The organism is Streptomyces sp. NBC_01317 (assembly GCF_035961655.1).
In the GTDB taxonomy this organism is placed as follows: domain Bacteria; phylum Actinomycetota; class Actinomycetes; order Streptomycetales; family Streptomycetaceae; genus Streptomyces.
This window is the reverse complement of sequence record NZ_CP108393.1, coordinates 5623072-5645086: the sequence shown is the minus strand read 5'-3', so window position 1 is coordinate 5645086 and position 22015 is coordinate 5623072. Positions and strand designations below refer to the sequence as shown.

At 70.2% G+C, this 22015-nt stretch carries 21 protein-coding genes and 2 tRNA genes; 7 read left to right on the top strand and 16 right to left on the bottom strand.

Going from position 1 to position 22015, the window contains the following annotated elements; genetic code table 11:
• Positions 1–224 precede the first annotated feature (224 nt).
• From ndk to OG349_RS24520, 4 genes are all read right to left on the bottom strand, one after another.
• Positions 225–635: a nucleoside-diphosphate kinase gene (gene ndk / locus OG349_RS24535; protein ID WP_327236651.1), complete on the bottom strand. Its 411-nt coding sequence runs from the start codon at positions 633–635 to the stop codon at positions 225–227.
• A 65-nt stretch (positions 636–700) separates the two neighbouring features.
• Positions 701–1063, bottom strand: coding sequence for a DUF4233 domain-containing protein (locus OG349_RS24530; RefSeq protein ID WP_327236650.1), 363 nt, complete (start codon positions 1061–1063; stop codon positions 701–703).
• A gap of 5 nt (positions 1064–1068) precedes the next feature.
• Positions 1069–2583, bottom strand: a complete 1515-nt coding sequence (gene folC / locus OG349_RS24525) for a bifunctional tetrahydrofolate synthase/dihydrofolate synthase (RefSeq protein ID WP_327236649.1) — start codon at positions 2581–2583, stop codon at positions 1069–1071.
• Between the two features lie 80 nt (positions 2584–2663).
• Entirely contained in the window at positions 2664–5288 is a 2625-nt protein-coding gene (locus OG349_RS24520) for a valine--tRNA ligase (RefSeq protein WP_327236648.1), read from the bottom strand.
• A gap of 136 nt (positions 5289–5424) precedes the next feature.
• Here OG349_RS24520 and OG349_RS24515 point away from each other — a divergent pair, with 136 nt between their 5' ends.
• The gene (locus OG349_RS24515) at positions 5425–6432 is read left to right on the top strand and encodes a hypothetical protein (RefSeq protein WP_327236647.1); all 1008 of its coding nucleotides are present in this window, start codon (positions 5425–5427) and stop codon (positions 6430–6432) included.
• An 87-nt stretch (positions 6433–6519) separates the two neighbouring features.
• Here the strand turns inward: OG349_RS24515 and clpX are convergent, their stop codons facing one another.
• The 5 genes from clpX to OG349_RS24490 form a co-directional block, all read right to left on the bottom strand.
• Positions 6520–7812: an ATP-dependent Clp protease ATP-binding subunit ClpX gene (gene clpX, locus OG349_RS24510; RefSeq protein ID WP_161311458.1), complete on the bottom strand. Its 1293-nt coding sequence runs from the start codon at positions 7810–7812 to the stop codon at positions 6520–6522.
• A gap of 187 nt (positions 7813–7999) precedes the next feature.
• A complete protein-coding gene (locus OG349_RS24505; RefSeq protein WP_327236646.1) occupies positions 8000–8689 on the bottom strand; it encodes an ATP-dependent Clp protease proteolytic subunit in 690 nt (229 codons plus the stop codon).
• A 59-nt stretch (positions 8690–8748) separates the two neighbouring features.
• Positions 8749–9354 carry an ATP-dependent Clp protease proteolytic subunit gene (locus OG349_RS24500; protein ID WP_327238704.1) on the bottom strand — a complete coding sequence of 202 codons (606 nt, stop codon included), beginning with the start codon at positions 9352–9354 and terminating at the stop codon, positions 8749–8751.
• A 353-nt stretch (positions 9355–9707) separates the two neighbouring features.
• The gene (gene tig / locus OG349_RS24495) at positions 9708–11129 is read right to left on the bottom strand and encodes a trigger factor (protein ID WP_327236645.1); all 1422 of its coding nucleotides are present in this window, start codon (positions 11127–11129) and stop codon (positions 9708–9710) included.
• A 214-nt stretch (positions 11130–11343) separates the two neighbouring features.
• A tRNA-Pro gene (locus OG349_RS24490) sits at positions 11344–11420 on the bottom strand.
• A gap of 190 nt (positions 11421–11610) precedes the next feature.
• On the opposite strand from OG349_RS24490, the gene OG349_RS24485 reads away from it, so the two are divergent.
• Positions 11611–11684: transfer RNA gene (locus OG349_RS24485), tRNA-Gly, on the top strand.
• Between the two features lie 85 nt (positions 11685–11769).
• Here the strand turns inward: OG349_RS24485 and OG349_RS24480 are convergent.
• Complete coding sequence (locus OG349_RS24480) at positions 11770–11964, bottom strand: hypothetical protein (protein WP_161311462.1); 195 nt, start codon at positions 11962–11964, stop codon at positions 11770–11772.
• A 446-nt stretch (positions 11965–12410) separates the two neighbouring features.
• Between OG349_RS24480 and OG349_RS24475 the strand changes: the two genes are divergently transcribed.
• Entirely contained in the window at positions 12411–13622 is a 1212-nt protein-coding gene (locus OG349_RS24475) for an acyltransferase family protein (RefSeq protein ID WP_327236644.1), read from the top strand.
• On the opposite strand, the gene OG349_RS24470 is transcribed toward OG349_RS24475, so the two are convergent.
• Positions 13573–14019 (bottom strand): HD domain-containing protein, encoded by a 447-nt coding sequence (locus tag OG349_RS24470; RefSeq protein WP_327236643.1) that lies wholly within the window; start codon positions 14017–14019, stop codon positions 13573–13575. The two genes, OG349_RS24475 and OG349_RS24470, sit on opposite strands and share 50 nt — an antisense overlap.
• A 40-nt stretch (positions 14020–14059) precedes the next feature.
• Positions 14060–14881 (bottom strand): ABC transporter ATP-binding protein, encoded by an 822-nt coding sequence (locus OG349_RS24465; RefSeq protein ID WP_327238703.1) that lies wholly within the window; start codon positions 14879–14881, stop codon positions 14060–14062.
• Between the two features lie 258 nt (positions 14882–15139).
• Here OG349_RS24465 and OG349_RS24460 point away from each other — a divergent pair, with 258 nt between their 5' ends.
• The 3 genes from OG349_RS24460 to OG349_RS24450 all read left to right on the top strand — a co-directional run bounded on the left by OG349_RS24460 (position 15140) and on the right by OG349_RS24450 (position 17750).
• The gene (locus OG349_RS24460; RefSeq protein ID WP_327238702.1) at positions 15140–16342 is read left to right on the top strand and encodes a cation:proton antiporter; all 1203 of its coding nucleotides are present in this window, start codon (positions 15140–15142) and stop codon (positions 16340–16342) included.
• A gap of 105 nt (positions 16343–16447) precedes the next feature.
• Entirely contained in the window at positions 16448–17188 is a 741-nt protein-coding gene (locus OG349_RS24455) for an SDR family oxidoreductase (RefSeq protein ID WP_327236642.1), read from the top strand.
• Positions 17189–17195: 7 nt separating this feature from the next.
• Positions 17196–17750 (top strand): GNAT family N-acetyltransferase, encoded by a 555-nt coding sequence (locus tag OG349_RS24450; protein ID WP_327236641.1) that lies wholly within the window; start codon positions 17196–17198, stop codon positions 17748–17750.
• A gap of 12 nt (positions 17751–17762) precedes the next feature.
• Here OG349_RS24450 and OG349_RS24445 read toward each other — a convergent pair whose 3' ends face one another.
• Both OG349_RS24445 and OG349_RS24440 read right to left on the bottom strand, forming a co-directional pair.
• Positions 17763–17957, bottom strand: a complete 195-nt coding sequence (locus OG349_RS24445) for a hypothetical protein (protein WP_327236640.1) — start codon at positions 17955–17957, stop codon at positions 17763–17765.
• A gap of 110 nt (positions 17958–18067) precedes the next feature.
• Positions 18068–19213, bottom strand: coding sequence for a PP2C family protein-serine/threonine phosphatase (locus OG349_RS24440; RefSeq protein WP_327236639.1), 1146 nt, complete (start codon positions 19211–19213; stop codon positions 18068–18070).
• 106 nt (positions 19214–19319) lie between these two features.
• On the opposite strand from OG349_RS24440, the gene OG349_RS24435 reads away from it, so the two are divergent.
• The gene (locus OG349_RS24435; RefSeq protein ID WP_327236638.1) at positions 19320–20564 is read left to right on the top strand and encodes a GNAT family N-acetyltransferase; all 1245 of its coding nucleotides are present in this window, start codon (positions 19320–19322) and stop codon (positions 20562–20564) included.
• Positions 20565–20574: 10 nt separating this feature from the next.
• Here OG349_RS24435 and OG349_RS24430 read toward each other — a convergent pair whose 3' ends face one another.
• Together OG349_RS24430 and OG349_RS24425 are read right to left on the bottom strand one after the other, a co-directional pair.
• Positions 20575–21399 (bottom strand): Fpg/Nei family DNA glycosylase, encoded by an 825-nt coding sequence (locus OG349_RS24430; RefSeq protein WP_327236637.1) that lies wholly within the window; start codon positions 21397–21399, stop codon positions 20575–20577.
• A 98-nt stretch (positions 21400–21497) separates the two neighbouring features.
• Entirely contained in the window at positions 21498–21986 is a 489-nt protein-coding gene (locus OG349_RS24425) for a ribose-5-phosphate isomerase (protein ID WP_327236636.1), read from the bottom strand.
• Between the last annotated feature and the right edge of the window lie 29 nt (positions 21987–22015).

The window sequence follows — 22015 nt, the reverse complement described above, 5'->3', positions numbered from 1 at the left end:
TTCCCGAACGAAGCGTGTGACGGCTTTTCAGGAGGGCGAGGTGGGTGCTGTGGCTTGGAGGGTCATCGTAGTGCCGCCCGCACGCAGACGGCGCGGTGGCCCACCTCAGTAAAGGTGACGATGTTTCGCACCATTGCGTTCCCGGAATCGGCTCTCATATGCCGCAGGGCGACCGAATTCCTTCGGTCGCCCCAGGGCTTCACGGCCGTTTGGCTGACACGCGGTCAGGAAAGTCCGGGGAAGAAAAGCTTCAGTTCCCGAATGGCGGACTCTTCGGAGTCCGAAGCGTGGATGAGATTCTCCCGGACAATCGTGCCGAAGTCCCCCCGGATGGACCCTGGCGCTGCGGCGATCGGGTCAGTCGGCCCGGCGAGGGCGCGTACGCCTTCGATGACCCGCTCGCCCTCGACCACCAGGGCGACGACCGGGCCCGAGGCCATGAACTCGACCAGCGGCTCGTAGAAGGGCCGGCCCTTGTGCTCGCCGTAGTGCTGCTCCAGCGTCTCGTGGTCGAGCGTGCGCAGCTCCAGCGCGGCGATGGTCCAGCCCGCCTTGCGCTCGATACGGCCGATGATCTCGCCGACCAGTCCGCGGCGGACGGCATCGGGCTTGAGCAGGACGAGCGTACGGCTCACGGTACGGGCTCCTTCGGGTGCGGGATGCGGGTGCTCAGAGGCTACAGGGCTCCCGACAACCCCCATTACGCAGCGTCAGCCTCTACGGGGGACTCGGCCGCCTGGGCGGCCCACCGGGCCTTCGTCTCGTCGATGACCCTGCCGTAATGGACCGACGCCCACCACAGCGCGGTGAAAACCGGGCCGAGGACGAACATCGCCGGTACGACCACTCCGCCGGCGATCAGCGCGATGTGGAACGCCCAGCCGAGCGCCACTCCGCCGGGGCGGGTGATCAGACCGCAGAGCAGAACGGACAGGAGCATCGCGACCCCGCAGACCGTCCAGACCGTTCCCGTCGACAGATCGCCCGACTTCATCGCGACCAGTCCGGCGAATCCGATGACGAAGAATTCAGCGATCAGAGTGGACGCACAGAGCGTACGCATCGAATTCAGCGCCTTCCCAGAAGCAGCCGGGCCTCGCCCACCGTGATGACGGAACCCGTCACCAGAACACCGGCCCCGGCGAACTCCGCGTCGTCCTCGGCGAGCGTGATCGCCGCCTCCAGCGCGTCGTCCAGCCGCGCCTCGACCACCACCCGCTCGTCGCCGAACACCTCGACGGCGACCGCGGCCAGCTCGTCCACGTCCATCGCGCGGTGGCTGGAGTTCTGCGTGACCACCAGCTCCGTACAGATCGGCTCCAGCGCTTCGAGCACCCCGCGCACGTCCTTGCCCTCGCTCGACCCGACCACGCCGATCAGGCGGCTGAACCCGAACGACTCGGTGATGCCGTCGGCCGCCGCCCGCGCGCCCGCCGGGTTGTGCGCCGCGTCCAGCACCACCGTGGGCGAACGCCGCATCACCTCCAGACGACCCGGCGAGGAGACCGACGCGAACGCCTTGCGGACCGTGTCCATGTCTAGCGGGCGCGCGTGCTCGGCGCCGACCCCGAAGAACGCCTCCACGGCCGTCAGCGCCACCGCCGCGTTGTGCGCCTGGTGGGCGCCGTACAGCGGGAGGAACACCTGCTCGTACTCGCCCCCGAGGCCGCGCAGCGTCAGCAGTTGCCCGCCGACGGCGATCTCCCGGGCGACGATCCCGAACTCCAGGCCCTCGCGGGCCACGGTCGCGTCGACCTCGACGGCCTTCTTCAGCATCACCTGCGCCGCGTCCACCGGCTGCTGCGCGAGGACGACCGTCGCGCCCGCCTTGATGATCCCGGACTTCTCCACGGCGATCTCGCCGGGCGTCGAGCCGAGCCGGTCCGTGTGGTCCAGGTCGACGGGGGTCACGACGGCCACCGACGCGTCGATGACGTTCGTCGCGTCCCAGCTGCCGCCCATGCCGACCTCGATGACCGCCACGTCCACCGGCGCGTCCGCGAACGCGGCGTACGCCATGCCCGTCAGCACCTCGAAGAACGACAGCCGGTGCTCCTGCGCCGCGTCGACCAGCTCGACGAACGCCTTGATGTCGTCGTACGTCTCCACGAAGCGCTCGGCCGGGATCGGCGCGCCGTCGAGGCTGATCCGCTCGGTGACCGACTGGACGTGCGGGCTCGTGTACCGGCCGGTCCGCAGCTCGAACGCGCCGAGCAGCGCCTCGATCATGCGGGCCGTGGACGTCTTGCCGTTGGTACCGGTGATGTGGATCGTCGGGTACGCGCGCTGGGGGTCGCCCAGCACGTCCATCAGGGCCTCGATCCGCGCCAGCGAGGGGTCGAGCTTCGTCTCCCCCCACCGCCCGGCGAGCTCCTGCTCGACGGCGCGCAGCGCCTTGTCCACCTCGGGGTCCTCGGGACGGGACGGCACCTCGTCACCCCGCCGCGGGCCGGCCTGGGCGCGCAGGGTGCGGCTGCCTGCCTCGATCACCGCGAGGTCGGGGTCTCGGTCTGTCTCGGCGCCGACGATCTCGTCAAACTCGTCGTACTCACCGGGCTGGTCGGAAGGACGGTGCTCACTCACGCGTCCAGTCTACGGAGCGCGCCGTCCCCGTCCGCCGGACGGGCCGATTTCGGCCGTCCGGCGGACGGGAACAGGTGTGCTCAGCCCTGCGGCAGGCCCGCGATCTGCGCGGTGATCCGCTCGATGTCCGTCTCGGCCTTGGCCAGGCGCGTACGGATCTTGTCCACGACGTTGTCCGGCGCCTTCGCCAGGAACGCCTCGTTGCCGAGCTTGGCCGTCGCCTGCGCCTTCTCCTTCTCGGCCGCGCCCAGGTCCTTCGTCAGCCGCTTGTGCTCGGCCTCGACGTCGATCGTCCCGGACAGGTCGAGACCCACCGTCGCGCCCGCGACCGGCAGGGTCGCGGTGGCGTGGAACCCGTCGCCCTCCGGCTGGAGCCGGAGCACCTGCCGGATGGCCGCCTCGTGCGCGGCCAGGGACGTACCGGACAGGTCGAGCCGGGCCGGGACCTTCTGGCCGGGCTGGAGACCCTGGTCGGCGCGGAAGCGGCGGACCTCGGTGATCACCTGCTGGAGGTGCTCGATCTCCCGCTCGGCGTCCTGGTCGCGGAACCCGCTGTCGGCCGGCCAGTCGGCGATGACAACCGACTCCTTGCCGGTGAGCGTCGTCCACAGCGTCTCGGTGACGAAGGGGACGACGGGGTGCAGGAGGCGCAGGGTCACGTCGAGGACCTCACCGAGGACCCGGCCGGAGACCTTGGCCTGCTCGCCGCCGTCGAAGAAGGTGGTCTTGGACAGCTCGACGTACCAGTCGAAGACCTCGTCCCAGGCGAAGTGGAACAGGGTGTCCGAGAGCTTCGCGAACTGGTAGTCGTCGTAGTACGCGTCGACCTGGGCGACGGTCTCGCCGAGCCGCGACAGGATCCAGCGGTCGGTGGCCGACATCTGTTCGGGCGCGGGCAGCGGGCCTTCGACCGTCGCGCCGTTCATCATCGCGAAGCGGGTGGCGTTCCAGATCTTGTTGGCGAAGTTGCGGGAGCCCTGGACCCAGTCCTCGCCGATCGGCACATCGACACCGGGGTTGGCACCGCGCGCGAGTGTGAAACGGACCGCGTCGGAGCCGTACTTGTCCATCCAGTCCAGCGGATTGACCGCGTTGCCGAAGGACTTGGACATCTTCTTGCCGAACTGGTCACGAACCATGCCGTGCAGCGCGATGGTGTGGAACGGCGGGGTGCCGTCCATCGCGTACAGGCCGAACAGCATCATCCGGGCGACCCAGAAGAAGAGGATGTCGTAGCCCGTGACCAGAACCGAGTTCGGGTAGAACTTCTCCAGGCTCGGGGTCTGTTCGGGCCAGCCGAGCGTCGAGAACGGCCAGAGGGCGGACGAGAACCAGGTGTCCAGGACATCGGTGTCCTGGCTCCAGCCCTCACCCGTCGGCGGCTCCTCGTCCGGACCGACGCAGACCGTCTCACCGTTCGGGCCGTGCCAGACCGGGATCCGGTGGCCCCACCACAACTGCCGCGAGATGTTCCAGTCCCTGAGGTCGTCCACCCAGGCGAAGTAGCGGGACTCCATCTCCTTGGGGTGGATCGCGACACGTCCGTCGCGGACCGCGTCACCGGCCGCCTTGGCGAGCGAGGCGACCTTGACCCACCACTGGAGGGAGAGCCGGGGCTCGACGGTCGTCTTGCAGCGCGAGCAGTGGCCGACGGAGTGGACGTACGGGCGCTTCTCCGCGACGATCCGGCCTTCCGCGCGCAGGGCGGCGACGATCGCCGAGCGCGCCTCGAACCGGTCGAGTCCCTGGAAGGGCCCGGGAACGGTGATGACGGCCCGCTCGTCCATGACCGTGATGTTCGGCAGGTCGTGCCGCCGGCCGATCTCGAAGTCGTTCGGGTCGTGGGCCGGGGTGACCTTGACCGCGCCGGTGCCGAACTCGGGGTCGACGTGGGTGTCGGCGACGACCGGGATCGTACGGTCGGTCAGCGGCAGCCTGATCCGCTTGCCGACGAGGTGCGCGTACCGCTCGTCGTCCGGGTGGACCGCGACGGCCGTGTCACCGAGCATCGTCTCGGCGCGGGTGGTGGCGACCACCAGTGTCTCGTCGCCCTCGCCGTACTTGATCGAGACCAGTTCGCCGTCGTCGTCCTGGTACTCGACCTCGATGTCGGAGATCGCGGTGAGGCAGCGCGGACACCAGTTGATGATCCGCTCGGCGCGGTAGATCAGCCCGTCGTCGAACAGCCGCTTGAAGATGGTCTGGACGGCCTCGGACAGTCCCTCGTCCATCGTGAACCGCTCACGGGACCAGGCGACGCCGTCACCGAGCCGCCGCATCTGCCCGGAGATCTGGCCGCCGGACTCTTCCTTCCACTGCCAGACCCGCTCGACAAAGGCCTCACGGCCCAGGTCCTGCCGGGACTTGCCCTCTTTCGCGAGTTCGCGTTCGACAACGTTCTGCGTGGCGATACCGGCGTGGTCCATGCCGGGCTGCCACAGCGTCTCGTACCCCTGCATCCGCTTACGGCGGGTCAGGGCATCGATGATCGTGTGCTCGAAGGCATGCCCGAGGTGCAGGCTGCCCGTGACGTTCGGCGGCGGGATCACGATCGTGTACGGAGGCTTCTCGCTCTTCGCGTCCGCTTCGAAGTAACCGCGTTCTACCCAGCGCTCGTACAGTTTCCCCTCCACCTCGGCCGGCGCGTACTGGGTCGGCAGTTCGGGGGTGCTGGCTGGCTGCGGGTGCTGAGCGTTCTCGGTCACGGGCCCAGTTTAGAGGTGTCACGGCCGTGTCCTGAAACGAGATGTTCCGTAACGGTGCCGCCCCCGGCGATCCCCAGGGGTGACCCTTCCGTCAGGATGTTCGCATCGCATAAAGCATCTGGAGGGGACAGATCACATGAGCTACAACCAGCCGGGCCCGTACGGTGGGCAGCAGCCTCAGCAGCCAGGACCGTACGGTCAGCCGGGTCCCTACGGCCAGCAGCCGCCGCAGGGTCCGCCGCAGCCCGGCTACGGTTACCCGCAGCAGCCCGGGGTCCCGCCGCAGGGCCAGCCCCAGCCGGGGTACGGCTACCCGCAGCAGCCGGGCCAGCAGCCAGGACCGTACGGCCCGCCCGGACAGCAGCCGGGGCCGTACGGGCAGCCGCCGCAGCAGCAGCCTCCGTACGGCGGCGGCCCCTTCCCGCCCCCTCCGGGCCCCGCGCCCAAGAAGCGGACCGGGCTGATCATCGGGGTGGTCGTGGTGGCTCTCGCGGTGATAGCCGGGGGCGCGTACTTCGTGACGCGGGACAGCAGTGGCGGTGGGTCGTCCGTCGCCGACGACGGGGCGCACAAGCTCAGCGCCCCGGAGACCGTGATCGGCGGGACGTACAAGAAGGACAAGGCCCAGAGCGGCGACACCGGCATGAGCGAGAGCGACCTCAAGGACGCCGAGACGTGGGGTGTCAAGAACGCCAAGGACGCGAGCGCCAGTTACAAGTCGGGGGACGAGGCGAACCCGCTGGCCGGCAAGGTGCTGACCTTCAGCGGCGCCTACGGTCAGATCGCCGACCCGGAGAAGACCGTCGACGCGATGTTCGCGTACCTGAAGACGCAGTCCGAGAAGGACGCGGACACCAGCTCCATCGGCACGCTCGTCGGCAGTCCCAAGGCGTTCACGCCGGCCGGGCTCGACAACGCCGTCATGAAGTGCCAGGAGATCAAGGTGAAGACCAGCGACTCCGGCGACGCCGCCGGCGGGCCCGCGGAGATCTCCTTCCCGATGTGCATCTGGGGCGACCACAGCACCGTCGCCTCCGTCACCTATGTCGAGGTGGCGAACGCGGTGACCGGCAAGAGCGCGCCGCTCCAGGACGCCGCCGCCATCGCCGCCAAGCTGCGGAACGACGTGCGCGTCAAGCTCTGACGGACTTCCGCCACATGACAGGGGCGCCCGAACCGGTGTGAACCGGTCGGGCGCCCCTGTCGTGTACCGGGTGGCCGCTGCCGCGCGTTACGCGGACTTCTCGTGGCGGCCGTCGTTCTTGACGATGCGCGGCTCCCGCGGGACCAGCGTCGGGTTCACGTGCGAGAGGACCACGTCCTCCGTGATGACCACCCGCGCCACGTCCTTGCGGGACGGCACGTCGTACATCACCGACTGGAGGACCTCTTCCATGATGGCGCGCAACCCCCGCGCGCCCGTGCCGCGCAGGATCGCCTGGTCGGCGATCGCCTCCAGCGACGGGCGGTCGAAGTCCAGCTCCACGCCGTCGAGTTCGAAGAGGCGCTGGTACTGCTTCACCAGCGCGTTGCGCGGCTCGACCAGGATCTGGAGGAGCGCCTCGCGGTCCAGGTTGTGCACCGACGTCAGGACCGGCAGGCGGCCGATGAATTCGGGGATCATCCCGAACTTCACCAGGTCCTCCGGCATGACCTCCTGGAACTGGTCGCTCGCCTCGATCTCGCGCTTCGAGCGGATCGTGGCACCGAAGCCGATGCCCTTCGCGCCGGCCCGCGACTCGATGATCCGCTCCAGGCCCGAGAACGCGCCGCCCACGATGAACAGGACGTTCGTGGTGTCGATCTGGATGAATTCCTGGTGAGGGTGCTTACGGCCGCCCTGCGGCGGGACCGAGGCCGTCGTGCCCTCCAGGATCTTCAGCAGGGCCTGCTGGACGCCCTCGCCCGAGACGTCGCGCGTGATCGACGGGTTCTCGCTCTTGCGCGCGACCTTGTCGATCTCGTCGATGTAGATGATCCCGGTCTCGGCCTTCTTGACGTCGTAGTCGGCCGCCTGGATCAGCTTGAGCAGGATGTTCTCGACGTCCTCGCCGACATAGCCGGCCTCCGTCAGCGCCGTCGCGTCGGCGATGGCGAACGGGACGTTCAGCATGCGCGCCAGCGTCTGGGCGAGCAGCGTCTTGCCGGAGCCCGTGGGGCCCAGCAGCAGGATGTTGGACTTCGCGAGCTCGATCGCGTCGTCGCGGCCGGCCCCGCCGCCGTTCTCGCCGGCCTGGACGCGCTTGTAGTGGTTGTAGACCGCCACCGAGAGGGCCTTCTTCGCGGGCTCCTGCCCGACGACGTACCCCTCCAGGAACTCGTAGATCTCACGAGGCTTGGGCAGTTCCTCCCACCGCACCTCGGAGGTCTCCGCCAGCTCCTCCTCGATGATCTCGTTGCAGAGGTCGATGCACTCGTCGCAGATGTAGACACCGGGACCTGCGATGAGCTTCTTCACCTGCTTCTGGCTCTTCCCGCAGAACGAGCACTTGAGCAGGTCGCCGCCATCACCGATGCGTGCCACGAGGTGCTTCCCCTTCGCCTGGGAGCAGCTTGGTTCAGCGGCTCCTGTGCCTCATATCCGACGGTACCTTGCCCGGGCCCCCGTTCGGGCCCCCCTTGGCGCGGTTCACAAGGTCGTGGGACTCCGCCGTACCGTACGCGGCGTCCGATCGTGACCCGTGCGACCCGCGCCGAGGGCGCCGGGAGCCTCAGGCGGCCGCAGCGGCGGCCGTCGTCTTGCGGGTCGACACGATCTGGTCGACCAGGCCGTACGCGAGTGCGTCGTCGGCGGTGAGGATCTTGTCGCGCTCGATGTCGTCGCGGACCTTCTCGATCGGCGTCGTCGAGTGCTTGGCCAGCATGTCCTCCAGCTGCGCGCGCATCCGAAGGATCTCGTTGGCCGCGATCTCCAGGTCGGAGAGCTGCTCGCGGCCGGTCTGGCTGGACGGCTGGTGGATCAGCACGCGCGCGTTCGGGAGGGCCAGTCGCTTGCCGGGGGTGCCGGCGGCGAGCAGCACGGCGGCGGCGGAGGCGGCCTGTCCCATGCACACGGTCTGGATGTCGGGCTTCACGAACTGCATCGTGTCGTAGATGGCCGTGAGGGCCGTCATCGAGCCGCCGGGGCTGTTGATGTAGATCGAGATGTCCCGGTCCGGGTCCATCGACTCCAGGCACAGGAGCTGTGCCATGACGTCGTTGGCGGACGCGTCGTCGATCTGCACGCCGAGGAAGATCACGCGCTCCTCGAAGAGCTTCGCGTACGGGTCGTACTCACGCACGCCCTGCGAGGTGCGCTCCACGAAGCGCGGGATGACGTAGCGGTTGTCCACCTGCGGGCCGGTGTAGAGGCCGCTCGCGGAGTAACTCGCGGGATTGTTGTTCATGTGGGTGTTCACCATCCTGGTGGCGTTCGCTGGGCGGGGCTGCGGGGGCTGGTCCGGGGCGGGGGCCGTGGGGCTCAGGCCCCGGTGCCGCCGCCGCCCGGAACGTGCGAAGCGGCGGTGATGATCTCGTCGATGATGCCGTAGGCCACGGCCTCCTCGGCGGTGAACCAGCGGTCGCGGTCACCGTCGCGGATGATCGCCTCTTCGGTCTGGCCGGTGTGGCGGGCCGTGATCTCGGCCATGCGCTTCTTCGTACGGAGGAGCTGCTGGGCCTGGATCTTGATGTCGGAGGCCGTGCCCCCGAGGCCCGCGGAGCCCTGGTGCATGAGGATGTCCGTGTTGGGCAGCGCGAAGCGCTTGCCGGCCGTGCCGCCGGTCAGCAGGAACTGGCCCATGGAGGCCGCCATGCCCATGCCGATGGTCACCACGTCGTTGGGGATGTACTGCATGGTGTCGTAGACAGCCATGCCGGCCGTCACGGATCCACCCGGGCTGTTGATGTAGAGGTAGATGTCCTTCTCGGGCTCGGCCGCGAGGAGGAGGAGCTGCGCCGTGATCTTGTTGGCGATGTCGTCGTCGACCTGCTGGCCGAGGAAGATGATCCGCTCTCCGAGCAGCCGGCTGTAGACCTGGTCGCCGAGGCCACCACCGAGGGACGGCTCACCGGCGGCGTAAGGCATCAGATTCGTCACGTATCCACCTGCTCGTCTCTGACGGCTGCGGCCGTCTCAGCGTCTTCGTTCCGAGGGTCGGGGGACTCCCCTGCCCTCGTATTCATGGACCCTAACGCGCTGGTCGGCGAGGGCCATCCCGCTTCCGTGACTGTTCGCTGGGAGCGCAAGGCAGTTGGGGCTCCGTACGGCTCTGAGAGGGCCTGGGGGGCGCCCGGGCCCTCGCCGTGCCTCCGGGGTTCTCCGGGGGCCGCCAGGGGCGCTCCGGGGCGGGCGGTGGTGGGTGTCCGCCCGGCGGAAGGGGCGGGCCCCGGGCGCGTGTCGCGTCCGGGGCCCGTCCTCAGTGCGGCCTGCGGGGCGGATCAGGCGTCGGTCTTGTCGGCCTTCTCGGCCTTGCCCTCGTCGTCGCCCTGGTCGGCGGCGGCCGTCTCGACGGCTTCGGCGGTCTCGCCGGCCTCGGCGACTTCTTCTTCGTCGTCGTCCAGCTCGACGGTCTCACCGTTGGTGTCGATGACCTTCGCCGACTCGACCACCACGGCGAGCGCCTTGCCGCGGGCGACCTCGCCGACGAGCATCGGGACCTGGCCGCCTTCGACGACCGCCTGGGCGAACTGGTCCGGGGACATGCCGGAGGACTGCGCGCGGCGCATGAGGTGCTCGGTGAGCTCCTCCTGGCTGACGTTCAGCTTCTCCTTGTTGACCAGCTCGTCGAGGATGAACTGGGTCTTGATGCCCTTGACCGCCTGCTCCTTGGTCTCCTCCTCGAACTCCTCCTCGGTCTTGCCCTGGATCTCCAGGTACTTCGCGAGGTCGAGGCCCATCTGACCGAGCTGGTGGTGCTCCAGGTTGTGCTTGCGGGTGTTGATCTCGTCCGCGAGCAGCTTCTCCGGGATCGGCACCTCGGCGAGCTTCAGCAGCTCTTCGAGGACGCGCTCCTGGGCCTGGGTGGCCTGGTCGTACTGCTTCATGTTCTCGAGGCGCTTGCGGCTGTCCGCCCTGAGCTCTTCGAGGGTGTCGAACTCGCTCGCCGTCTGGGCGAAGTCGTCGTCCAGCTCGGGAAGCTCGCGGGCGGAGACCGTGAGGACCTTGACGGTGACCTCGGCGGGCTGGCCCTCGGCGGCGCCGCCCTTCAACTCGGAGGTGAAGGTGGCCTCGCCGCCGGCCTCCAGGCCGATGACGGCCTCGTCGATGCCGTCGAGCAGCTCGCCGGAACCGATGGTGTACGACACGTCGCTGGCCACGCCGTCGGGCAGCACCTCGCCGTCGACCTTGGCCTCCAGGTCGATCGACACGACGTCGCCCTCGGCGGCGGCGCGCTCGACCACGTTGGTCGTCGCGAAGCGGTCGCGGAGCTGCTCGACCGACTTGTCGACGTCCTCGTCGGTGACCTCGACGGCGTCCACGGTGACCTCGATGCCGGAGTAGTCCGGGATCTCGATCTCGGGGCGGATGTCCACCTCGGCGGTGAAGGACAGCAGCTCGCCGTCCTTGAGCTCGGTGATGTCGACCTCGGGCTGGCCGAGGACGTTCAGCTCACCTTCGTTGACGGCCTCGGTGTAGAACTTCGGGAGGGCGTCGTTGACGGCCTCCTCCAGCACAGCACCACGGCCGAACCGCTGGTCGATGACCCGGGCCGGGATCTTGCCCTTGCGGAAGCCCTTCACCGTGACCTGCTGGTTGATCTTCTTGTACGCCGCGTCGAGGCTGTCCTTGAGCTCCTCGAAGGGCACCTCGACTGTGAGCCGAACCCGAGTCGGGTTCAGGGTCTCCACGGCGCTCTTCACGGTTCGGTCTCCTTGGTGGCTGATTCTGGGGTTCTGCTGCCTCCGCCGCACTCGCGGCGGCCACAGCGGATTCGGCCCGGCTTCGTCAGATCCTTCAGAGACTCTTCAGACACACAGGCACGCAGCTTGCATAGTAACCGCAAGCGGGAAGGGCCCCACAACGCGATCTTGTTCGTGCTTGTCCGTGCGGTCGGGCCACGGGCGGTCGGGCTACTGGTCGGGGTGGCCGGATTCGAACCGACGACCTTCCGCTCCCAAAGCGGACGCGCTACCAAGCTGCGCCACACCCCGTTGGTGCGACACGTAGGGTACATGCCCGAAGGCGCTCCGTTCGCCTTTTCCGGCCGTGCTGACGGGAAGGGCGGGAGAAGGGGGACGGGGAGCGGTGCGCCGCACCGGCGCCAAGTGATGTGCGGGGAGCGGCGGTGACCCGCTACGATGCTGTTCGTGCCACGGTCACCGGACCGGCGGCGCGCGTTGTGCGGGCGTAGCTCAATGGTAGAGCCCTAGTCTTCCAAACTAGCTACGCGGGTTCGATTCCCGTCGCCCGCTCCACAGCTTCGGCCCGGCCCGTGTGCGCAAGCCACCGGTCGGGCCGTTCGCGTTCACCGGCCGACTCGGCGTCAGGACGCCGGCCCCGTCAGAACGTGATGTTGCTGATCGTGTCCGCTATCGAGTTGAGCGTCCGGTTCACCGCCGGCGCCATGTTCGTGGACGCGAGGAAGAAGCCGAACAGCACGGCGACGACCGCCGGTCCGCCCTTGAGGGAGCCGCCCCGGATCAGCACCACGAGGATGATCGCCAACAGCACCACCACAGACAGTGAAATGGCCACAACTGATCACACCCTCCGTCGGTCCGCCTCGCTCCGACCATCGTGCCATCAACGGCCTTGTTGATGTTGCCCCGTGACGAAACATCGACGTCAAGTTCTCGCCAATCGCGCGCCCCGCGCGCCGGATCGCGTCCCACTCCGCCACGCCCGGCGGGAGATGAATACCCGTGCGAATTCGGTCCGACACCCGGCCGTGCGCACATTTAATCCACAGCTCATTTTCCTGTCACTCGCGGACGGTTCGCGGAGTGGATCAGTTGGCATTTGACGCGGCGCCACCTCGGGCCCCGCGGAGTTGATCAAGGTTGCCCCTATGCCCCCTTTAACGCTGATTAATTGGGGCATAAGGGGCAGTTGTCGGTGGTGTCAGACGTGCGCCCATTCCCGCCCCCGAGCAGGTCGGGAAGGTTTTACGAATCACTTTGCGCGCGGCTAGGGTGCGGCAGATGTTCCAGGCTCCCCACGGTTATGACAGGACCCCACTCCCTCAGACCTCTCCGGCACCAGAGCCGAAGTCCCCCACCGGAACTGATGCTTCCGCTGTGGCCGACACGCCGAGACCCGCCCAGCGGGACGCCTTCTTCGACAACGCCAAGTACCTGGCCATCGTGCTCGTGGCCGTCGCGCACGCCTGGGAACCGGTCATGGACGGCAGCCGCGCCACCAAGGCGCTGTATCTGGTCGTCTACGGCTTCCACATGCCGGCCTTCATCATCGTCTCCGGGTACTTCTCCCGGAGCTTCACCGGGCGCCCGCACCAGGTCAGGCGGCTGCTGACCGGCATAGCCGTGCCGTATGTCGTGTTCGAGGCGGGCTACTCCCTCTTCAAGCGGTATGCCGACGACACTCCCGGCCACCCCGTCAGCCTGCTCGACCCCTGGTACCTCACCTGGTTCCTGGCCGCGCTGTTCATCTGGCGGCTGACCGCGCCGATCTGGCGCGCGCTGCGCCACCCGCTGCCCGTCGCACTCGTGATCGCGGCGCTGGCGTCGCTGGCCCCGGACATCGGCGACGACCTCAACCTCCAGCGCGTGTTGCAGTTCCTGCCGTACTTCGTGCTGGGCATGAGCCTGCGGCCGGAACACTTCCAGCTGGTACGGCGGCCCGAGGTGCGGAAGTTGGCGGTGCCGCTGTTCGCGGGCGCGCTGGTGTTCGCGTACGCCGCGGCGCCCCGGATGCGGACCGGCTGGCTCTACCACAGCACCAGCGCCCAGCAGCAGGGCGGCCCGTGGTGGGCCGGGCCCGTGATGACGTTCGTCCTCTTCGGCTGCTCGGTGGTGCTGTCGGCCGGTTTCCTGGCCTGGGTGCCCCGGCGCGGGATGTGGTTCACGGTGCTGGGCGCGGGCACGATCTGCGGCTATCTGCTGCACGGATTCCTGGTCAAGGGCGCGGTGTTCGCCGGGCTCTTCGACACGTACCCCTGGCTGTCCGATCCGGCCGGGGAGGTGGTCGTGTCGCTCGTGGCGGCCGTGGCGGTGACCCTGCTGTGCACTCCCCCGGTACGGCGGCTGTTCCGCTTCGCCATGGAGCCGGAGATGACGTGGGCGTTCCGCCGGGACGTCGTGGCGGCGGGCGGGGCGGGCCCGGTGGGCGGGAAGGCCGCCGCTCCTACCGCGTCAGGCCGAGCAGGTGTCGTACGGTCGCGTACTTCTCGGTGAGCCGGGTCCGGGTCGGCTCGTCCAGTACGGCGAGCCGGGCCGGGTCGGCGTTGTGCGCGAGGTCGGACTCCTTGACGAGGAGCGCGCCCGGTGTGGCCAGGATCCGTGCGGTGTACGTACGGAGGTCCTCGCCCTTCACCTTCGTGAGCGCGAGGACCATGTCCTTGACCGGCCGGGGCAGCGGGGCGGCGGCGAGCCACTCCCGTGACAGCGCCTCGTCCTCGACCGCGTCGTGCAGCCAGGCGGCGGCGATCTGTTCGTCGGACCCGCCCCTGGTCCGTACCCCTTCCGCGACCGCGCCGAGGTGCTCGGTGTAGGGGCGGCCGGCTTTGTCGGTCTGGGTGGCGTGGGCCTCGCGGGCGAGGGCTTCGACCTCGGGCAGGGTCAGGTGCGGCATGGCCGGACTGTACCGGCCGTACCCCGCCGCCGGGCAGGTCTCAGGCCGCCGCACCCGTATGGGAGAAGGCCGGTGCGGTGAGGGAGATCATGCGGGCGGCGATGCGGGCCGCGTCGGCGCGGGGCAGGCTGTCCGCGATCAGCCCGTCGGCGAGGAAGAGGACACGGTCGGCATAGGCGGCCGCCGCCGGGTCGTGGGTGACCATGACCACCGTCGCGCCGAGGGAGTCCACGGCCGTACGCAGGAGCGACAGGATCTCGGCCGCCGTGGAGGTGTCGAGGGCGCCGGTCGGCTCGTCGGCGAAGACGACGTCCGGCTGGTTGACGAGGGCGCGTGCGATGGCGACGCGCTGCTGCTGGCCGCCGGAGAGTTCGGCGGGGCGGCGCCCGGTCTTGCCGGCGAGGCCGAGCCGGCCGAGGATCTCGGCGGTACGGCGCCGGTCGGGGCGGTGGCCCGCGAGGCGCGTGGGCAGCTCGATGTTCTGGCCGACGGTCAGCGCCGGCAGCAGGTTGAACGCCTGGAAGACAAAGCCGAGGCGGGTACGGCGCAGTTCGGTGAGCCGGGTCTCGTTCATGCCGGTGATGATCGTGCCGCCGAGCCGGACGGAGCCGGACGTGGGGTGGTCGAGACCGGCCGCGCACTGGAGGAACGTGGACTTGCCGGAGCCCGAGGGGCCCATGACGGCCGTGAAGCTGCCGCGCGGGAGGGCGAGGTCGATGCCGCGCAGGGCGTGGACGGCGGCGGGGCCGCGGCCGTACTGGCGGCGTACGTCGCGGAGTTCGACGGCGATGCCGTGCTCTCCGCCGCCGGTGCGGGGGTCGCCTTCACTGTTTCGCCGGGTGCGTGTGCGTCGTAATCCCATGGCGTCCGCCCTTTCCAGTCCGTACCGCCGGTCCGTACCGCCGGTCACTGCCCTCCTGACGCTAGTGAGCGGGGGTGGGGGCGGGCCATGGCGGTGCCCGGCGGCCCGGGGGTGGGGGTAGCCCTACCGGGGCGCCGCCGGGCAGGAAAAGTTGCTTGTTAAACTCTTTGGTAAAGTAACTAGTGACGATTCCTTGACCTGCCCTTGACTCAAGCCGACGGAGGAAAGCCCATCGGACACGCGGAGACCCTCATCGCCATGGGCGGCGCGTTTCTCGCCGCCGCCCTGCTCGCCCGCCTCGGCAGCCGGATCGAGCTGCCGACGATCCCCCTGTTCATCCTGGCCGGGATCCTCCTCGGCCCGCACACCCCCGGCATCGTGCTCGTCTCCGACCCGCACGACCTGGAGATGCTCTCCGCCCTCGGCCTGGTCCTGCTGCTCTTCTACCTGGGCCTGGAGTTCCATCTGGACGACCTCAAGGCGGGCGGCCGGAAGATGGCCCTCGCCGGGGGCGCGTACCTGGCGCTGAACGTCGGCGCGGGGCTGGGCTTCGGCTTCGCGCTGGGCTGGGGAACGTCGGAGGCGCTCGTGCTCGCCGGGGTGCTCGGCATCTCGTCGTCCGCGATCGTCACGAAGGTCCTGGTCGACCTGGGCCGGATCGGCAATCCCGAGACGAAGCCGATCCTGGGCATCATCGTGGTCGAGGACATCTTCCTGGCGCTCTACCTCGCGGCGCTCCAGCCGATCCTGTCCGGCGCGGACAGCGTCCGGGCGGCGCTGCTGGACGGCGGGAAGGCCTTCGGGTTCCTGCTGCTGCTCGCGCTGGCGGCGCGGTTCGGGACGAAGGTGGTGGGGCGGCTGATCGACACGAAGGACGACGAACTGCTCGTCATCTCCTTCCTGGGCGCGGCCGTGTTCGTGGCGGGGGTCTCGGAGTGGTTCGGGGTCGCGGACGCCATCGGCGCGTTCATGGTGGGCCTGATGCTGGGCAGTACGTCGTCGGGGGAGCGGATCCGGAAGCTGGTCCATCCGCTGCGGGACGCGTTCGGCGCGATCTTCTTCTTCGCGTTCGGCCTGTCGATCAACCCGGGCGATCTGCCGACGGTGCTGTGGCCGGTGCTGGCGGCGGTGGCGGTGACGCTGGTGATGAACGTGATCGCGGGGCTGGCGGCGGCCCGTATCAACGGCTTCGGCGCGGGGCCGGCGGCGAACATCTCCACGACGCTGCTGGCGCGCGGCGAATTCGCCCTGATCCTGGCGACGATGGCGGCGGGGGCCGCGCTGGACGAGCGGCTGGCGCCGTTCATCGCGGGCTATGTGCTGGTCCTGGCGGTCCTCGGGCCGCTGGCGGCGGGCCGGTCGCACTGGCTGGCGCGGCTGCTGCCGGGCGGGCGGGCGCCTGGGGCGGCGGGCGGGAGTGGCGGGGCGGCGGCGGTGCGGGAGAAGGAGCCGGTGGGCTGACCCGGGCCCCTGGTGGCCGGGGGTGTGGGCGATGCGGTACGACTGGGTCCGCAGCGATCACGCCACAGTGATCGCGGCGATCACGGGGATCACGGGAGGCAACGCGTGTCACGTCCGGTCACCATCGTCACCGGGGGCAGTCGGGGGATCGGCGCGGCGACGTGCGTCCGGCTGGCGGCCGATGGGCACGACCTGGTCCTCGGGTACGTCAGTGACGGCGCCGCCGCCGGGTCGACGGCGCTCGCCGTGCGGGCGGCCGGGGCGCGGTGTGTCACCGTACGGGCGGACACCGCCGACGAGGCGGACGTGGAGCGGCTGTTCGACGTCGCCACGGCCACGCTGGGGCCGGTGAACAACCTGGTCAACAACGCCGGGGTGACGGGCCCGCTGGGCCGGCTCGCCGACACGCGCACCGCCGACCTGCGGCGGGTGCTGGAGGTGAACCTCCTGGGCTACCTGCTGTGTTGCCGCAGGGCGGCCCGGGACATGGGAGCGAGGGGCTCGGGCGCGATCGTCAACGTCTCGTCCACCGCCGCCGGGCTGGGCAGTCCCGGCGAATACGTCCACTACGCGGCGACGAAGGCGGCCACCGACTCCCTGACGGTCGGCCTGGCGAAGGAACTCGGCCCCGAGGGCATCCGCGTCAACGCGGTCGCGCCCGGCATCATCAACACCGAGATGCACGCGACGATGGGCGACCCCGACCGCCCCGCCAAGGCGGCCCCCACGATCCCCCTGGGCCGCCCGGGCGAACCCCACGAAATCGCCGCCGCGATCACCTGGCTCCTCTCCCCCGACGCCTCGTACACGACGGGCACGGTGCTACGGGTCGCGGGCGGGCGGTAGGAGGGCCATGGACGAGAACCAGGCGCACGCGCCCCGGGGGCCGTTGGCGGTTCCCCCGCCCGGCGGCGGGCTGGTGCTGCGGGAGTGGACCGAGGACGATCTCCCTGTGATGGTCGAGCTGTTCGACGAGCCCGGCGTGGCCCTTCGTACCCCGCTCGCCGCGCCCTTCGACCTCGCCGCCGCCCGCGCGTATCTGCGCCGGGCCCGGCGGGCGCGGGAGGAGGGCAGGGCCCTGCACCTCGCCGTCACCGTCGACGGGGGCCGCGCCCTCGGAGAGGTGCTTCTCAACCGCCGTACCGGCGGCATCGGTTACGCCGTCGGCGCCGCGCACCGGGGGCGGGGGCTCGCCGTGCGGGCGGTGCGGCTCGTCGTCGCGCACGCGCTGGGCGTGGCGCGGCTGCCCCGCGTCGTGCTGGAGATCGAGCCGGACAATCACCCGAGCATGGCGGTGGCCCGCGCGGCCGGGTTCCGGCTCACGGACGCGCCGCCGGAGACCGTCACGGACAAGGGGCGTACGTACACGCTGCTCACCTGGGTGTGTGAGGCCCCCGACACCGCCTGACGTGCCCGCCGCTCACCGGCGCGTGCGGCCCCGGATGCGCCAGGCCTGGTAGAGGAGATACGCGCCCACCAGGACCACCAGGGCGCCCAGGAACGCGTACTGGCTCTTGCCCGACATGCCCGAGCCGCTCACCGCGCCCGTGCCCTGGGCGATCCAGAGCGCTCCCAGCACGCACAGAATGACCCCGCCGACTCCGCGAACCACCATGTTCTGTTCCATTCCGGGTTGCCCGGTCCGCGCGGGTACGCGCGTGACCGCCCCAGCTTCGCCCTTCGGAGCCCCGCCGGAGGCCGGGAAAGTCTTACGGAAGGGGAACGTCACGCCTCGCGGCAGATCAGCAGCAGCGCCCTGTCGTCGTTGACGTCCTTCGCCACCGCCTCGATCAGATGCCACGCCGCCCCCTCGAACCCGCCCGCCACATACCGGTCGGCCTCGCCGGTCAGGCGGTCGATCCCCTCCGCGAGATCGCGGCCCGGGGCCTCCACCAGACCGTCCGTGAACAACATCAGGACGTCACCTGGCCGCAACGAGCCCTTCACCGGGTCGAACTGCGCCGCGTCGTAGACACCGAGCAGCGGGCCCTCCCCCGACATCTCGTCCCAGCGGCCGCTGCCCGCGTGCAGCTGGAGGGCGGGCAGGTGGCCGGCGGAGAGCAGTTCGTAGTCGCCGGAGTCCAGATCGAGGACCAAGTGGATCGAGGTCGCGAAGCCCTCGTCCCAGTCCTGGCGGAGCAGATAGCCGTTGGCCGCCGGGAGGAAGCCGTGCGGAGGGAGCGACCCGAGCAGGCCCCCGAAGGCACCGGACAGCAGCAGCGCCCGCGAGCCCGCGTCCATCCCCTTGCCGGACACGTCCGTGAGGACCACTTCCAGCGTGCGCCCGCCGTGCGTACGGGCCGCCACGACGAAGTCCCCGGAGAAGGACTGCCCGCCCGCCGGGCGCAGCGCCATCTCGTGGTGCCAGCCCTTGGGCAGCTGCGGCAGCGCGCTCTGCACGCGGATGCGTTCGCGCAGGTCGAAGAGCATCGTCCCGCCGCGCCGCCACGGCACCCCGACCCGGGCTCTGAACTGGGCGATCAGCAGGCCGAAGAGCCCGCAGGCCGCGACGACCAGGACCACGCCGGGGGTGACCCGGCCGGTGCCTTCCGTGTACGGGCCGAGGACGACCGACTCGACGATCAGCGCGGTGGCCGCGGCGGCGTACAGGCCGAGCAGGCTGGCGGGCCGCAGCAGCAGACCGCCGGCCACGATGGGCAGGACGAGGGTGGAGGGCGCGCACCAGACCGGGACCGCGACCGTGACGACGGCGATGACCGGAACGGTGAGCAACAGCCCCACGAGGGCGATCCAGTCGGACCCGTCCCCGCGGAAATAGTCGACCCCTGATTTGCGCAGGGCGATACGGCCCCGGTGCAGCGTTCTGCGCATCCGGGCCGTGAAGGAGTCCGTTCTCGCGTTACCGGCCATTGTTGTGGACCCTATCCATCCGCCTGCCCCACGTGCAGGGGGACCCCCGTGACATTGTGTTCGAAATCGGGTCGCCCGATCGTCGTACCCCTGCTACTCATGGCATATGACGACTGATCTGCGCGAGCTGGTGCCGGCCGACTGGAACCGCTGGTACACCGTGCTCGAACACGCCTTCGGCGGTGTCTCCGAGATCTCCCAGGAACGTGCCCTGTGGCGGGACCTCACGGAGTTCGGGCGCTTCATCGGCGCGTGGGACGAGGACGAGTGCGTCGCGACGGCGGGGGCGTTCCGCTTCGGTCTCACGGTGCCGGGCGGCGCGCGCGTGGACGCGGCGGGGGTCACGATGGTGAGCGTGGCGCCGACGTACCGGCGGCGCGGGGTGCTCTCGGCGATGATGCGGCGCCAGCTGGACGACGTACGGGCGTGGGGCGAGCCGCTCGCGGTGCTGACGGCGTCGGAACCGGCGATCTACGGGCGGTTCGGGTACGCGGCGGCGACGCAGGAGCTGTCCGCGGAGATCGACACGGCACGGGTACGGATTCCCCCGGCCGCCCCCGCCGGGAACGCCGGCCGGGTCCGGCTGCGGCAGGTCAGGCCGAACGACCCCGCCGTACAGGCCGCGTGCGAGAAGGTCTACGCCTCGCAGGTCCCGGTACGGCCCGGCATGATCGCCCGCGGGCCCGGCTGGGAGCGGCTGCCCGTCGTCAACGGCGAGCGCGAGCAGGACGGGATGTCGCCGCTCCAGTGTGTGCTGGTGGAGAGGGACGGCGAGGTGGCGGGGTTCACCCTCTACCGCGTGAAGCCGGAGTGGGACCGCTCGGGCCCGAAGGGCACGGTCGAGCTGCGTGAGCTGTACGCGCGCGACGCGGAGGCGTACGGCGAACTCTGGCGTTTCCTCTTCGGCATCGACCTGACCTCGACCGTCCGGGCGCGCAACCGGCCCCTGGACGATCCCTTCCAGTACCTGGTCTCGGACGTGCGGCGCTGCGGTCTCCAGGTCAGGGACGCGCTGTACGTACGGCTGGTGGAGGTGGGCGCGGCGCTGGAGGCACGTACGTACCGGACGCCCGTGGACGTCGTGGTGGAGGTCAAGGACACCTTCTGCCCCTGGAACGAGGGGCGTTGGCGGCTGACCGGCGACACGAAGGGCGCGTCCTGCGTCCGTACGGCGGACCAGGCCGATCTGGCCCTGTCGGTACGGGAGTTGGGCGCGGCGTATCTGGGCGGGGTGTCGCTGATCTCGCTGGCGGGCGCGGGCCGGGTGACCGAACTGCGCCCGGGCGCGCTGGCGGAGGCGTCGACGGCCTTCGGCTCGGACGTCGCCCCGTGGCTGCCGCACGGCTTCTAGCACCCCCCGGCTAAGAAGAAGCGGGGTCGGCGCTCTGGCAGCGCGGGCACCAGAAGAGGTTGCGGGCGGCTAGCGGTGCCGTACGGATCTCCGTACCGCAGAGGAGGCAGGGCAGCGCCGCCCTGCGGTAGACGTAGACCTCGCCGCCGTGGTCGTCCACGCGGGGCGGCCGGCCCATGGCCTCGGGGGTGTGCGCGGGGCGGACGGTGTCGATGCGGTTGTTCCGTACGCCCTCGCGCATCAGCTCCACCAGGTCCGCCCAGATCGCGTCCCACTCGGCGCGGGTGAGGTCCTTGCCGGGGCGGTACGGGTCGATGCCGTGCCGGAAGAGGACTTCGGCGCGGTAGACGTTGCCGACCCCGGCGATGACCTTCTGGTCCATGAGGAGGGCGGCGACGGTCGTACGGGAACGGGAGATCCGGGCCCACGCCTTCTCGCCGTCGTCGCCCGGGCGCAGGGGGTCCGGGCCCAACCGGTCGTGTATCGCCCGCTTCTCGGGATCGGTGATCAGGGCGCAGGTCGTGGGACCCCGCAGGTCCATGTACGCCGTGGCGGAGACGAGGCGCAGCCGGACGGTGTCCGTGGGCGGCGGGGCGGGCGCGTCCCCGAGGGCGACCTTGCCGAACAGGCCGAGGTGGATGTGGACCCAGCCGCCCGGTCCGAAGCCCAGGAAGAGGTGCTTGCCGTGGGCGTCCACCGTGTCGAGGACCTGGCCGTCGAGCAGGGCCGCGCTGTCGGAGAACTTGCCCTGCGGGCTGCTGACCCGTACCGGCCGGCCGCCGAAGCGGTCGAGGTGGTCCTCGGCGAGGCGGTGGATCGTATGCCCCTCGGGCACGGTGGTCTCCTCGGAAGTGCTGTCGGCATGACGGTGCCGCCGGGCGGCCGTTCAGGGGTGCCCGGCGGCACAGGGGTCGTGGGGTTCTGCCGGCCTTGCTAGTCCTGCCGCGGGTGGTGCGGCGGGATCGGCGGCAGGACGTGGGTGCTCTCGTACTCCGCGAGCATCTCGATCCGGCGCGCGTGCCGCTCCTCGCCCGAGTACGGCGTGGTCAGGAAGGTCGCGATGAAGGAGGTCGCCTCCTCCTCCGTGTGCATCCGGCCGCCGACGGAGATGACGTTCGCGTTGTTGTGCTCACGGCCGAGCGCCGCCGTCTGCTCGCTCCAGGCGAGGACGGCCCGTACGCCCTTGACCTTGTTGGCCGCGATCTGCTCGCCGTTGCCGGAGCCGCCGATCACGATGCCGAGGCTGTCCGGGTCGGCCGCCGTACGCTCCGCGGCGCGCAGGCAGAACGGCGGGTAGTCGTCCTGGGCGTCGAAGATGTGGGGCCCGCAGTCGACGGGGTCGTGGCCCTGGGCCTTGAGCCACTGGACGAGGTGGTTCTTGAGTTCAAAGCCGGCATGGTCGGAACCGAGGTACACGCGCATGCTCCGAGTGTGGCACGGGTGTCGCAGGG